Origin of the sequence: Candidatus Nitrosopumilus koreensis AR1 (assembly GCF_000299365.1) — an archaeon.
In the GTDB taxonomy this organism is placed as follows: domain Archaea; phylum Thermoproteota; class Nitrososphaeria; order Nitrososphaerales; family Nitrosopumilaceae; genus Nitrosopumilus; species Nitrosopumilus koreensis.
Map to the genome: position 1 here is coordinate 1,534,321 of NC_018655.1, position 12,426 is coordinate 1,546,746.

Genomic DNA, 12,426 nt, shown 5'->3' on the forward strand with positions numbered 1-12,426 from the left:
AACTTTTTGATCTCTGGAAATCATAAATAATGACAAAAAATCAAGATCGCATGAAATCCCATACAATGGAGTTACCTAGGCAGATTGTTGTAGGTGAAAAGAACATAAATGAATTTGGAGAATTTTTGCACAATTTAACAAAACCAAAAAAAATTTCTCTAATTTCAGGAATTCATGTTAAAAAAGTTCTCAGACAAAGAATTGAAAAATCATTAAAAATAAAAAAATCAAATTTGTATGGCATACATCAAAAGATAATCAAATTAGTACTCTAAATAGAATTCAAAAAGATGTAAAGAAAGATCAAAGTGACATTATTGCAGGTATTGGTGGTGGACGATCTGTCGATACTGCAAAATTAATTTCTTTTAATTTAGATATTCCATTTGTTAGTGTACCAACTGCGGCATCACACGATGGGGTATCAAGCCCATTTGTTTCAGTTAAAAGTGACAAACCACACTCTATTGTTGCATCTGCACCATTAGGAGTTTTTGTAGATATAGACATTATCAAAAAAGCACCATCAAGATTGCTTGCTAGTGGTTGTGGAGATTTGGTAGCAAATATCATTGCGGTCAAAGATTGGCAATTAGGTCATCAAAGAACTGGAGAATATTATGGGACTTATTCAGCAGAATTAGCTATGATGAGTGCCATGATGGTATTAGATAATTCAGGGAAATATGCAAAAAATGGATTAGATGCAAGAGTAATTGTTGAAGCTTTGATTAGTGCGGGAGTAGCTTCGTGTATTGCAGGGAGTAGTAGACCATGTTCTGGTGCTGAGCATCTTTTTTCACATGCTTTGGATAAAATTGCACCAGGAAAGGGATTACATGGAGAAAAATGTGGAATAGGTTCTATCATGATGGCAAAACTTCAGGGACAAGATTGGAAAAAAATCATAAGAACATTGAAAAATGTTGGAGCACCAACCACAGCAAAACAAATTGGTTTAACTGAAGATCAGATAATTGATGCTTTAGTTATTGCACAAGATTTGAGACCTGAAAGATATACAATTCTAAAAGAGATAGAGATGACAGAAAGAAAGGCAAAAAGTCTTGCAAAGAGTACTAAAGTGATTTAATTTAAGCAGCCTTTTGTTCAGGTGCTTTTTCTTTTGTCTCAGGTTTCTTTTCCTGAGTTTGTTTGTTGATATGAGTTTCAACAAAGTTTACTTTTTCTAAAGTAGGAACAAATTTGAAAATATCTAATTGGATAAAATGTTTCATAATTTGTAAACCATCTGCACGAAGAATTTCTTCTGGAATGGTAATACTAACTTCTTTATCTTTTAAGTCAAATGAGATTTTTGAATCTTCTACTGGGAGTCTATTTTTTAAAATTCCATCGACTTTATCAGTTGGAGAATCAAGGGATTTGATAACGTTTACATCAAAAAGAATTGTTTTTCCTGCATATCTATGATTATAATCAATTTGAACTCTTCCTGAGCCAATAAAACGAATGATTCCTCGTTTATTATCAACTTCAATTGTATCACCAACTGAAACTTTCTCTGCATCTTCACCTAGTTTCCTAATTGGAATCATTCTGACTTTACCAGAATCTCTTTCTCCAAACCCTTTGTCAGGTGTAACTTCAACTGTAAGTTTGTCACCAACAGCTGTTTTTGCAAGTGCTTCATCAAGTCCTTTAAGAACTGGATATGAAACTTCGCCAATTGAAACTAGTTTTGGTTGATATTTGACATTTTGTTCATGAATAGAAAATTTTTTTGCGTCCTCTTCAATTGTTGTGTCAAATACTTCTTCACTATCTTTGACCTTTGCTGTATAATCAACTAAGATTAGTGAACCTTTATCGAAAGTCAATGTGATCGGTCTCGAATTTCCTTATATTAAGTTAACAGAGATTTAGAGAGACTTTAGTTTTTCTTCAGCAGTTTTTAGTCCTGCTTGAGAGTCTACTTCATATCCCATCATTGCTAATGTTGATGAAATTGCAGAGATTGTTCTCATTACATGATATGGACTAACTTCACCCATACATCCAACTCTGAATACTTTACCTTTAAGATTTCCAAATCCTCCTGCAACAAGAACTTTGAATTTGTTTGCAAGTGTATTTCTAAATGTCTTGTCTTCAAGACCATCTAGATAGTTTAAGGCAACAATAGAAATGGAACGATCTTCTTCCTTGGCAAATGGAGACAATCCCATAGCACTAAGTCCAGAGTATAAGGCATCTGAACAAACTTTGTGTCTATTGAATACATTCTGCAGTCCTTCTTCAAGTAAAATTGCTAATGCTTCTCTATATGCATATAGTAAAGGTAAGGCTGGTGTGAAAGGAGTATGTTTTTCTTCATCATAATATTTGAAGTATCTTGCTAAATTGAAATACATTGTAGCCGGAGGATTTTCTTGCATGTATTTTTTAGCTTTAGGGCTAACTGAAATTGGAGAAATTCCTGGAGGTGCAGCAATTGCTTTTTGTGCTCCAGTCATACATACATCAATATTCCATTTATCAACTGGAAGTGGTGCTCCACCTAAAAGAGATACAGAATCTACTACATAGAATGCATCATTTCTAGAAGTTAAGTCAGATACTTTATCAAGATAATTGACCATTGTTCCTGTTGATGTTTCGTTATGAACAACATAGAATGCTTTAACATCTTTGTTATTGTCAAATGCTTCTTTGACTTGATCAAATGTTGCATTTTGTCCAGGGGGGGTTTCAAGTTTTACAACATTAGCTCCTTGGCCTTCAATTAATTGAGATAATCTATTACTAAATTCACCATTAACTGGAATGATTACTTTGTCACCCTTCTTAACAAGATTAACAACGCCTGCTTCAACAGCACCAGTTCCAGATGCAGATAATGCTACAATATCGTTTTTAGTTTCAAAAACTTGTTGAGTTTTATCAACTACGTCTGTGTATAATTCAACAAAATCATCGCTTCTATGATTGATGATTGGTGCCAACATTGCTCTCATAACTCGATTAGGTACATTTGTTGGTCCAGGAAGCATTGAGAGATATTCCATACGTTATCTACCAGTCAGTACTATACGGGGTTTATTTATAATTAGAGATTTTTTAGACGTTCTTTGGCATTATTGTTTATCAAAAAAATTTCTGTGCCTTTGGGTACTAGAGAATTCCAATTCTGATCGCTAATAATCAAATCTCGAACATTTGTTCCAGACAGTTCGTTTCTTTTCAAAAAGGGAATTGGAATAACTTGAATATCTCGTTTTGAGTACAGATGATTTGTCAATTCATCATTGGAAAAAACTATATCAAATTCTGGAACTATAGTATCAATTTTTTCAATCCATTTTACATGATTATCTAAATCAGGGATAAAATAGATTGAAATTTTTTTTTTCATGGAATCATCTATTGATGACAGAATCATTTCCTTTCGTTCTTCTGCTGAAAAAGGATTATTTTTTTCAGGGGGTTTGTTAGAACTCCCCAAACCTACCCACAACTTATCTACTTTTGATAGAGCAAAGCGTAGCGCTTCAAGATGACCTAAGTGAAAAGGTTGGAATCTTCCTATCAATAGACCATTCATACAAAGATATAGAAAATTTCTTTTTAAAAAACTATCATAAAGAGTACCAAGAAGACAAACTTGTGGATTTTATAAAAATCAATGGAGAGTTTGGGGAAGGTGGAGGTCAAATTATTAGATCTGCAATTACTCTTTCATGCATTACAAAACAACCAATCCATATTGAAAACATTAGAAAGAAGAGAAAAGTTCCTGGGTTAAAACCACAACATCTTACTGCAATTAAAATTTTAAAAAAAATTTCAAATTCCAAAGTTATTGGTGATGAGATTGGCTCTACTGAATTAAAATTTATTCCAGGACAAATTGAAAATTCAAAGTTATTTGAAGACGTAGGAACTGCAGGAAGTATATCGTTAATTTTACAAGTTTTAATTCCTGTAGTAGCAATCTCACAAAAAAAACTTGAACTTACTATCAAAGGAGGCACAGATGTACAATGGAGTCCTACAATTGACTATACACACCATGTTCTAAAAGAAGCATATTCAAGAATGGGAATTCAATTTTCATTTGAATTAAAAAAAAGAGGGTATTATCCAAAAGGAAATGGTGAAATTGATTTGAAGATTAATCCATCAATAATAAGAGCTATTTCATTTTCAAAAAGAAAGACAACTCAAGCAAAAATTGTTTCTACCTTATCAAAAATATCATTTAAAAAAATTGAAAGCGAGATTATGAAGATTAAAGAAAAATTAACTAAAGAAGATTTTCTTGTTGAAGTAGAAATTAAAGAACAAGAGGCTCTAGATTCTGGTGCATCTTTACTAATTTACAGTATTGATGAGAATTCAATCATAGGAATTGATGCGTTATATGACAAAAAAACTCAGAGGTTTAAACTAGATTACAATAAATTTTTAGATGATCAATCAGTAGATGGAAATCTTGCAGATATGCTTGTAGTTCCCGCAAGTCTAGCTGAAGGAAAAACTACATTTGAAGTAAAAGAGATCACAAAACATTTAGAAACTAACTTGTTTGTAACATCAAAAATTACAGGTTGTAAATACGGAATAGGAAGATTATCTAATGGTTTTGAAGTAATTATTGAAGGTATATCATACCCCAGCATCAAGTAAGGCCGCAAAAAACAGTATTGCAACTGATAAAACTACAGTAATTTCTCCAAGAATGATAATTTTTTTTCTTAATTTTTGAATTTGTGGTTCAGGCATTTGATTGGACATTATTTTTTCTTCAACATCTTTTCTAATTACTCTAACATGTACTGCATATGTAATAATTAATGCAATTACAAGAAGTATTTTGATTATAAGATAAGTACCATAACTTGTTGCAACAAGAAGATCGGGTTTGCTTAATAACATATGTGAACTATACAATCCAGTTGCCATCAAAATAATCAATGAGGGAACAGCTATTTTGTTAAATCGTCTTCCAACACGAATCATGATTTGCATTCTTTCTTCAAGTGAATTTGTCATGGTTTTAAGAAGTGGAGAAAAAACTATTCCGATAAATAATGAACCGCCCACCCAAATTGCAGCTGCAACAAGATGAATCCAAGTTAAGATTGCTTGTTCAATTGCTGCCATGGTTAATCATAATTGTAATGAAATATTATGTATTTGGATCTTGACAACCTTTTTTAGTTGTACATAATGTGATACATTGAAATGGCATTACAGAGTAAGATGACAGTTTATGTTGCAATAGCAGGAGTACTTGCTTTGATGGGAGGAATTGTTTACTATGCTAGTTTAGATAATGCTCAATTAGAACAAGCTGAAATTGAATTGTTTAGTGTTGAATTAAGAGATGTGGATGAAGTAAAGAACCAAGCAAAGTTTGATGTTACATTTCTTGTGAAGAATCCTAGTGATAAAGCATTTACAGTTGGAGTTATTGACTATCATCTTTTTACTAATGGAATCGAATTAGGTTCGGGGCAATATTCTGCAATGGATGTTGCATTACCAGGAAGAGCAGTGTTTTCTTCAGGTGATCAAATACCTTTGAAAAGCACATTTGTGCTAACAAAATCTGAAACAACACCAGAAATTTATGAAGATATGATAAATGAAAAAATCAATAGTTTTTCTGCTGAGGGAATTCTTACCACTCAGACTTCATGGAGCACTATTGACAAAGAATTCAGTACTGGATTTTAATTAAAAAGTGGGCCGAGAGAGATTCGAACTCACGATCACCGCCGTGTCGAGGCGGTATCCTAACCAGCTAGACTACCGGCCCATTGAAATACAAAACTAAATGGTGGCATTATTAACGTTTAACAAAAGAAAGGATGAATAAAAAGAAGAAAGGCGTGAATTAGTTGAAAGATAATTTTACTGAAGAAGAGAAAAGAGGATTCTACAAGGCAATTTATTCAAGAAGGGATGTTAGATCTCATTTTACATCAAAGCCTATAGAAGACGATATTCTTTCAAAAATTCTTCATGCAGCACATCATGCGCCATCTGTAGGATTTTCACAACCATGGAATTTTATTTTGATAAAGGATATTGAAACAAAAAAGAAAATTAAAGAATCATTTGAAGAAGAGAAAAATCGTTCATCACAGTTAGTAGAAGAACCAAAGAGATCAAAATATCTTTCATTCAAGTTAGAAGGAATTTTAGAATCTCCAGTAAATCTATGCGTTACATATGATCCATCAAAATTTGGCCCATTTGTGATTGGCAGATCAAGTATTCCTGAAGCAGGATTGTATAGCGTATGTTGTGCAATTCAAAATTTGTGGTTGTCAGCAAGAACTGAAGGAATTGGTCTTGGATGGGTAAGTATTCTATCAAATGAAACATTAAAAGAAAATTTAGAATTACCAGAACATGTTGTTCCTGTTGCGTATTTGTGTTTAGGATACGTAGATGACTTTGCAGAAAAACCAGATCTTGAAACTGCAGGATGGTTACCAAGATTAGAACTAAAAGATGTAGTATATTTTGAAAAATGGAATGATCAAAAAAATGAAAATTGGCGAAGTATTCAAAAAATGATCAGAGAAAATTTTGACTACGCTTAAATAATTAAGAATGTTTTTTTTGCTGGGCTTGTGGCGCAGAGTCAATTTGACGCGAAACATGGATAGCGTGGTAGCCTCCTAAGTTACAGGTCGAGGGATCGAAGCCCTCCAAGCCCGTTTTATTTTTTGTAATGGAAATTTAAATAGAAAGACAAGTGGTTTGAAATATGAAAATTGTAGTAATTTCTGGCAGTCCTAGAAAGAATGCAAATACACAGATCATAATGAAATATGTTTATGAATACACTAAATCAAAGAATCAGGATACAAAATTTATCAATCTATCTGAAGGTCAGATTGAATGTTACAGAGGACCTGAAGAAGAATATAATGAAGCTACAAAAAATGCGGCACAAAACATTATGGATGCAGATGTTTGGTTGATAGGATCACCTATTTACAATTCATTTTTTAGTTCTGCATTAAAAAATCTGTTTGAATACATCAATTACAAAGAGACTGCAGGAAAGGTGGCAGGGATGGCAATTTTGGCTGCAGGAAATATTGGTTTTGTTGATGTTCAGACGTTAATTACCCAGTTATTATCATATTTCAGAGCAATCACAAATCCAAAGGCTGTTTTTTTAACTACCGAATCTATTACTGAAAATAAAATTTTGAAGGACGATGCAAAAAATAGGTTAAAAGAAATGGTGGATGAAACTTTAGAAATTGCAACAAAATTACAAAAATAGTGTATACATATGTCTGGTAAAATAATTTATAATTTTAACATCAGAGATTAGATTGTTTTTCAAGAAATTTTTTAAATCATATGATAAGATTAAAAAATGAAAATTGAATAATAGCAATTATTTTCTAATTTAAGAATACATCTGCTAATCTTTATCATCAAATGACTAATACATTTTTAAAAAATCAATTTAAACAATAAAAATTACATATTAGAGTCATCAAATATTTCATTCGTGTTAAAACTGTAAAAGTCAAATACTGACAAAACATACAAGATATACAATTGAGCGAAAGAAGAGATCCTACAGAATTATGTTCATGTAAATGTCATTATGGAGGTGCAGAAAGTTGTCCGGGTTGTAAGAGTAATCACGGTGTTGTTTGTTGTCATTGCAAGGACTAAGTTTTAGTTTATTTTTTCTTAGATGCTAGCATTTTCAGATTAGCTAATTCAGTTTTCAATGATTCAATCTGAACAAGTGTTTGAAGATTAGAAATTTCTTGATTTAGTCGTTCAATTTCACTGTCTTTTAGTTTTACAGTTTCTTTTAGATTGTTTAGTTCAGAAGATAAATCATTTTGAATTTGTTTGATTTCTGAAAGACTCACTTGTGTACCAGTAGTTGTAGTTTGAATTGTTTGTGTATTACTCAAGCTTTTTTTTTCGTTGTGATGAGCATGTTTATGCATGTAATCTGTGCTTTTTTGTGAAATCCAGCAAGTAAATGCTAAGAACCAAGTGATTGGGACGGCCATAATGAATACGAAATTTAGTATTGGTGCAAAGTCTACAAAATATGGCCAAAGCCCAGTCAATACGGCTGCAAAAACAGCAGTTACAACTGTAGCTAAATGATTTCCCAAATATCCCATAATTGATTTGAAAAATTCATTGTTTATAATAGTAATGGTAAAATTCACAGAAGAATAATAATTAAAAAGAAAAAAAGAGCCGATTTTATTCGTCTTCTTCAGAAGCAGTAGCTGCTTTAGGCATATCGGATTGTAGGATTTGGATTTTTTGTAGTAACTCAGTTCTTAGATCTCTTGCAACCCTTCTGACTGTTGGTCTTGGAACGCCAAGCTCATCAACTACTTTGGTATAGATGTCTTGTTTGTCAGTTACCCCTTTGTCAAGATAAGAATTAATTGCTTCTTTAATGATCGTACTCTGATTTGTGCGATTCAACGAATTCTAAACTTTAATTGTTCTATATAAGACTATAACTTTTGAAATGTCTAAAATCTAATTTACGGAATTCATATTTTTTATCACATAAAAAATTCTAAGTCTTCAAAAATTTAATGCGTTAACGAAAAACGTACTGATGGTTATAGATTTTTCAAGATAGACATACAATCTATAAGAATTCTCAGAAATATTTTCACAAAAGACTCTTATGATAATAGTACAGAGTGTTTCTGATGACTACAGCAAACATTGAAACAAATTTCGGAAATATTTCATTTAAACTTCTACCTGATTTGGCTCCTGAAACGGTTAGGAATTTTGAAAAATTAGCTAGAGATGGATTCTATGATGGTACTCTTTTCCATCGAGTTATTCCAGGATTCATGATTCAGGGCGGAGACCCCAATACAAAAACAGATAACAAAAGTTCATGGGGAATGGGAGGTCCAGGATATAACGTCAAAGCGGAATTTAGTTCTAGATCTCATTTGAGAGGAATTGTTTCAATGGCAAGAGCACAAGATCCAGATAGTGCAGGCTCACAATTCTTCATAGTAACAACTGATAGTACATTTCTAGATAGACAATATACTGTATTTGGAGAAGTTGTTGAAGGTATGGATATTGCAGATAAAATTGTAAATCTTGAAAGAGATGGCAATGATTGTCCTTTAGAAAAAGCAGAAATGCTTCATGTAACTGTGGAATAAATGAATTCAAAGATTTTTGTAATTTTAGTAATTATTTCTCTGATATCTGTTATTCCTACATCTTATGCACAAGTTTCAGTTGCAGACAAAGCTATTCAGGAATTAGTTGAGGTTAGAATTGATTCAGACGGTAGTGTACAGGTCATACATGTAATTAAATCAGCAACAGAACCTAGACAAGTTGATTTGATTCCTGGAACAGTTTCAAATATTTTAGTTACAAATGAGCAAGGTGAAGAAAAACAATTTGGAGAGATTGGAAATAGTTCAGTATTAATCATGCCATCTAATGAAGATTCTATTTTACAATATCAACTTGAAGATGTTATTTCAGAAATAGAAAGCATATGGACATGGAATTTTTTGTATCTTGAATCAACCAATTTTATTTTACCTCAAGAAGTTGATCTATTGTTTGCAAATGAACGTCCAGTTTATTTGGATGAAAAAAAAGGAATTACATGTCATGGATGTCAGATGCTTTTAGAATATTCCATAAATGAATCAAGAGTTTATGAAAATGTAAAATGGGAAGATGATGAATTTTTAGTTGAGATAAGAAGTCAGACAGGTATTGATGAATTTGTTTTTAACCAACCCTCAAAGAGCATTACATTTGAGATTACTGGAGAAAATAGATTTGTTACAACAGTAATCCCTTTAGAATTATTGTGGGAACCATATACAGCGTTTCTTGATGATGAGAAAATTCCAGCTCAACAGTATATCAACAACGGAACTCATGTTTGGGTTAATATCAAACCAGATACATCAGGACAAGTTAGTATTATAGGAACAACTGTTGTACCAGAATTCCCAATAATTGCACCGCTTACCATAGGATTTTTGATTATTCTTGTGTTACCATTTATGAAAAAATTTAATCTCCACTAGAACCACAGGAACAAAATCCATATTCATCAATTCTAACATTACATATAGGGCATTTTTCACCATAATCTACTTCCCATGGTTCTTTTCCAAATAGTTTAAAGTGATCATCGATTTCAATTGGAATTTCGCGCTTTTTTTCCAATAATTTGTATAGATGTTGCAACTATACATACATTATCGGAGAAAAAAATGAAAATTGAGTGTGGATGTCACTGTATTAAGTGTAAAAGTACGAATCTAGAATCCAATAAGATTGGGCCAGTAGAAAAAGATGGATACTTTGACATGCATCATACATGTAATGAGTGCAATACACATTTTGATCATTTAGAAGGAGAGACTTTTTCTAATTGTGAAAAATGTAATTTTTCTAGTTAGCCACTAGAGATTCAACAAAATAATGGGTTCTGTTCTCATGAGAGTTTTTCATAATCTCTTTGTTTGATGCCATTTTTGCCAATGCTTTTGATACATCTAATGGACTTGCAGCCCAACCGTATTCACGTAGTTGTTCAACAGTTTCTGTAACTGTTCTGGGTGAATCAAAGAATCTACTAGTTTCTAAAATACGTAATTTTGATTTCACTTCATTGGGAGAAATATGTGTTGGTTCATTAAATTCTGGTTCAAAAGTTTCTGCATCCTCAAGGGATTCTAATCCAAATTGAGTCGGATTTTCAGTAGATCTGATAACTGGTTCAGGTTCATAAACAATTTTTGCTTGATTTTCGGGCAAATGGTTTAACATGCTTTCAATAATTTCGCCTAATGTTTGATTGTCAACGTAAAAATCTCTAGAGTCAACCTCAATTTCATTCTCTCCTAACTTGAGTTTAATTCTAGCCATACAAAATAATCATAGAATTTTGATTTATTTTGTTAGCTCTAAGGAGCTTAAAGAGTAGATCAAATCTTTTACACAATTTATTGGGATTTTTTCCCTTTTGTGTTAAAATGTAATTTTCTTAAAATTAGTCATGAATTCATCAAAAAGGGGCGGATTAATCGTTCTTTTTATTCTAGGAATGAGTATTTTTGGATATTCACAATATGCTTCAGCATCTCAAATAGGAGTAAGTATTACTCAAAGTGAATTATTGAATGAGAATGAAAAAGGAGCAAACTATAACATAGAATTACAATTTGAAAATCCATCTTTGTTGATATTGACTTCAGGTGCAACTGAATTCTTTGTTATTACAGATGATCAGATGGTAGGAAAAGGTCAGTTAGAACCATTCATACTACAACCTCTAGATAGTAGTTATGTAAAGGGGACTTATCACACAGATTCAAATGATAATGAATCTAAATCAGTAAAAATTACAGGAGTGACAAAATATGATGCCATAATTACATCTGTTGAAATTCCTTTTGTTTATTATCCAACAGAAGAACAAGCAAGAGAATTTATACATCAAAAATAATTTCTTCACAAATGCTTACTGTTTTTGGTTCAACCGCACTAGATACAATTAGAACACCAAAAAAAACACTAAAGAATGTTTTAGGTGGTGCAGCTACTTTTGCTGCAATTTCTGCAAGTAATTTTGTAGATACTGGATTAATTGCAGTTGTTGGAAAAGATTTTCCAAAACAGCATCACAAAACCCTATCAAAATATCTTAATTTGGAAGGGTTGTCTATTAAAAATGGAAAAACATTTCGTTATGATGGGAAATATGATGATACACTAAGCACTAGATCAACATTAAAAACAGAACTAAATGTTCTTGCAGATTTCAAACCTACAGTTCCTGAGGAGTATAGAAAATCTCAATTTGTATATCTTGCAAATAATGATCCTGAACAAAATACTGCACTAATCAAAGAATTTGATAAAGTAAAATTTTCTATGTGTGACACAATTGATTTTTGGATTTCAACCAAGAGAGATGCTGTGATAAAGATGATAAAATCTGTAGATGCAGTTGTTATCAATGATGAAGAAGCAAAACTTCTCACAAAAGAATTCAATCTGATAAAATGTGCAAAAAAAATGATGCAGTGGGGAGCAAAATATGTAATTATTAAAAAAGGTGAGCATGGTTCACTAATGTTTTATGATGATGTAATTTTTCCAACAGCAGGTTTTTCGTTAGAAGACGTGGTGGATCCTACAGGTGCAGGCGATTCTTTTGCAGGTGCCATGATCGGTTATCTAGCAAGTAAAAAATCAACTAGTCTTTCTGAGATCAAAAAAGCAGTTGTTTATGGGAATGTTTTAGGTTCATTTGCAGTTGAAAGATATGGATTAGATGGTTTGTTGAATATTAAAAATGGAGATATTACAAAAAGAGTCAAGATGTATGAAAAAATGATCAGATTCTAAAAAGACTTAAGTTCAATAATTTCT

16 protein-coding genes, 2 tRNA genes and 1 pseudogene are annotated in these 12,426 nt (G+C 32.0%); 10 read left to right on the forward strand and 9 right to left on the reverse strand.

Features of this window, described 5'->3' with window-relative positions; translation table 11 throughout:
* The first annotated feature begins 29 nt into the window (after positions 1–29).
* Positions 30–1,093: pseudogene (locus NKOR_RS09125) on the forward strand (NAD(P)-dependent glycerol-1-phosphate dehydrogenase).
* Between the two features lies 1 nt (position 1,094).
* Here the strand turns inward: NKOR_RS09125 and NKOR_RS09130 are convergent.
* The 3 genes from NKOR_RS09130 to NKOR_RS09140 are packed head-to-tail and all read right to left on the reverse strand — an operon-like array spanning position 1,095 to position 3,565.
* The gene (locus tag NKOR_RS09130) at positions 1,095–1,841 is read right to left on the reverse strand and encodes a peptidylprolyl isomerase (RefSeq protein WP_014964065.1); all 747 of its coding nucleotides are present in this window, start codon (positions 1,839–1,841) and stop codon (positions 1,095–1,097) included.
* Positions 1,842–1,883: 42 nt separating this feature from the next.
* A complete protein-coding gene (locus NKOR_RS09135) occupies positions 1,884–3,029 on the reverse strand; it encodes a pyridoxal-phosphate-dependent aminotransferase family protein (RefSeq protein ID WP_016939431.1) in 1,146 nt (381 codons plus the stop codon).
* Between the two features lie 41 nt (positions 3,030–3,070).
* Positions 3,071–3,565 carry a nicotinamide-nucleotide adenylyltransferase gene (locus NKOR_RS09140; protein WP_026089912.1) on the reverse strand — a complete coding sequence of 165 codons (495 nt, stop codon included), beginning with the start codon at positions 3,563–3,565 and terminating at the stop codon, positions 3,071–3,073.
* Positions 3,566–3,627: 62 nt separating this feature from the next.
* Between NKOR_RS09140 and rtcA the strand changes: the two genes are divergently transcribed.
* Positions 3,628–4,650 (forward strand): RNA 3'-terminal phosphate cyclase, encoded by a 1,023-nt coding sequence (gene rtcA, locus NKOR_RS09145; RefSeq protein WP_026089913.1) that lies wholly within the window; start codon positions 3,628–3,630, stop codon positions 4,648–4,650.
* Here the strand turns inward: rtcA and NKOR_RS09150 are convergent.
* The gene (locus NKOR_RS09150) at positions 4,630–5,127 is read right to left on the reverse strand and encodes a CopD family protein (RefSeq protein WP_014964069.1); all 498 of its coding nucleotides are present in this window, start codon (positions 5,125–5,127) and stop codon (positions 4,630–4,632) included. The two genes, rtcA and NKOR_RS09150, sit on opposite strands and share 21 nt — an antisense overlap.
* Positions 5,128–5,226: 99 nt before the next feature.
* On the opposite strand from NKOR_RS09150, the gene NKOR_RS09155 reads away from it, so the two are divergent.
* Positions 5,227–5,703 (forward strand): hypothetical protein, encoded by a 477-nt coding sequence (locus NKOR_RS09155; protein ID WP_014964070.1) that lies wholly within the window; start codon positions 5,227–5,229, stop codon positions 5,701–5,703.
* Between the two features lie 8 nt (positions 5,704–5,711).
* On the opposite strand, the gene NKOR_RS09160 is transcribed toward NKOR_RS09155, so the two are convergent.
* A tRNA-Val gene (locus tag NKOR_RS09160) sits at positions 5,712–5,785 on the reverse strand.
* Positions 5,786–5,867: 82 nt separating this feature from the next.
* Between NKOR_RS09160 and bluB the strand changes: the two genes are divergently transcribed.
* The 3 genes from bluB to NKOR_RS09175 all read left to right on the forward strand — a co-directional run bounded on the left by bluB (position 5,868) and on the right by NKOR_RS09175 (position 7,273).
* Positions 5,868–6,578, forward strand: coding sequence for a 5,6-dimethylbenzimidazole synthase (gene bluB, locus NKOR_RS09165; RefSeq protein WP_014964071.1), 711 nt, complete (start codon positions 5,868–5,870; stop codon positions 6,576–6,578).
* A 24-nt stretch (positions 6,579–6,602) separates the two neighbouring features.
* A tRNA-Arg gene (locus NKOR_RS09170) sits at positions 6,603–6,695 on the forward strand.
* A gap of 50 nt (positions 6,696–6,745) precedes the next feature.
* On the forward strand, positions 6,746–7,273 hold the full coding sequence (locus NKOR_RS09175; RefSeq protein ID WP_014964072.1) for an NADPH-dependent FMN reductase: 528 nt from the start codon (positions 6,746–6,748) through the stop codon (positions 7,271–7,273).
* Between the two features lie 412 nt (positions 7,274–7,685).
* On the opposite strand, the gene NKOR_RS09180 is transcribed toward NKOR_RS09175, so the two are convergent.
* Positions 7,686–8,147, reverse strand: coding sequence for a hypothetical protein (locus NKOR_RS09180; protein ID WP_014964073.1), 462 nt, complete (start codon positions 8,145–8,147; stop codon positions 7,686–7,688).
* Between the two features lie 85 nt (positions 8,148–8,232).
* Positions 8,233–8,463 carry a hypothetical protein gene (locus NKOR_RS09185; RefSeq protein WP_014964074.1) on the reverse strand — a complete coding sequence of 77 codons (231 nt, stop codon included), beginning with the start codon at positions 8,461–8,463 and terminating at the stop codon, positions 8,233–8,235.
* 236 nt (positions 8,464–8,699) lie between these two features.
* Between NKOR_RS09185 and NKOR_RS09190 the strand changes: the two genes are divergently transcribed.
* Both NKOR_RS09190 and NKOR_RS09195 read left to right on the forward strand, forming a co-directional pair.
* Positions 8,700–9,176, forward strand: coding sequence for a peptidylprolyl isomerase (locus NKOR_RS09190; RefSeq protein WP_014964075.1), 477 nt, complete (start codon positions 8,700–8,702; stop codon positions 9,174–9,176).
* Entirely contained in the window at positions 9,177–10,070 is an 894-nt protein-coding gene (locus NKOR_RS09195) for a hypothetical protein (RefSeq protein ID WP_014964076.1), read from the forward strand.
* On the opposite strand, the gene NKOR_RS10140 is transcribed toward NKOR_RS09195, so the two are convergent.
* Both NKOR_RS10140 and NKOR_RS09205 read right to left on the reverse strand, forming a co-directional pair.
* A complete protein-coding gene (locus NKOR_RS10140) occupies positions 10,057–10,212 on the reverse strand; it encodes a hypothetical protein (RefSeq protein WP_016939432.1) in 156 nt (51 codons plus the stop codon). The two genes, NKOR_RS09195 and NKOR_RS10140, sit on opposite strands and share 14 nt — an antisense overlap.
* Positions 10,213–10,440: 228 nt before the next feature.
* A complete protein-coding gene (locus NKOR_RS09205) occupies positions 10,441–10,917 on the reverse strand; it encodes a hypothetical protein (protein ID WP_014964078.1) in 477 nt (158 codons plus the stop codon).
* A 130-nt stretch (positions 10,918–11,047) separates the two neighbouring features.
* Between NKOR_RS09205 and NKOR_RS09210 the strand changes: the two genes are divergently transcribed.
* Positions 11,048–11,497, forward strand: a complete 450-nt coding sequence (locus NKOR_RS09210) for a hypothetical protein (RefSeq protein ID WP_014964079.1) — start codon at positions 11,048–11,050, stop codon at positions 11,495–11,497.
* 11 nt (positions 11,498–11,508) lie between these two features.
* A complete protein-coding gene (locus NKOR_RS09215) occupies positions 11,509–12,402 on the forward strand; it encodes a PfkB family carbohydrate kinase (protein ID WP_014964080.1) in 894 nt (297 codons plus the stop codon).
* Positions 12,403–12,426: the final 24 nt, after the last annotated feature.

Coding starts and splice junctions, on each gene's coding strand:
- NKOR_RS09150 (WP_014964069.1), bottom strand. CDS start 5,127: ATGGCAGCAATTGAACAAGCAATCTTAACTTGGATTCATCTTGTTGCA.
- NKOR_RS09195 (WP_014964076.1), top strand. CDS start 9,177: ATGAATTCAAAGATTTTTGTAATTTTAGTAATTATTTCTCTGATATCT.
- NKOR_RS09180 (WP_014964073.1), bottom strand. CDS start 8,147: ATGGGATATTTGGGAAATCATTTAGCTACAGTTGTAACTGCTGTTTTT.
- NKOR_RS09190 (WP_014964075.1), top strand. CDS start 8,700: ATGACTACAGCAAACATTGAAACAAATTTCGGAAATATTTCATTTAAA.
- NKOR_RS09140 (WP_026089912.1), bottom strand. CDS start 3,565: ATGAATGGTCTATTGATAGGAAGATTCCAACCTTTTCACTTAGGTCAT.
- NKOR_RS09215 (WP_014964080.1), top strand. CDS start 11,509: ATGCTTACTGTTTTTGGTTCAACCGCACTAGATACAATTAGAACACCA.
- NKOR_RS09135 (WP_016939431.1), bottom strand. CDS start 3,029: ATGGAATATCTCTCAATGCTTCCTGGACCAACAAATGTACCTAATCGA.
- NKOR_RS09205 (WP_014964078.1), bottom strand. CDS start 10,917: ATGGCTAGAATTAAACTCAAGTTAGGAGAGAATGAAATTGAGGTTGAC.
- NKOR_RS09175 (WP_014964072.1), top strand. CDS start 6,746: ATGAAAATTGTAGTAATTTCTGGCAGTCCTAGAAAGAATGCAAATACA.
- NKOR_RS09155 (WP_014964070.1), top strand. CDS start 5,227: ATGACAGTTTATGTTGCAATAGCAGGAGTACTTGCTTTGATGGGAGGA.
- NKOR_RS09210 (WP_014964079.1), top strand. CDS start 11,048: ATGAATTCATCAAAAAGGGGCGGATTAATCGTTCTTTTTATTCTAGGA.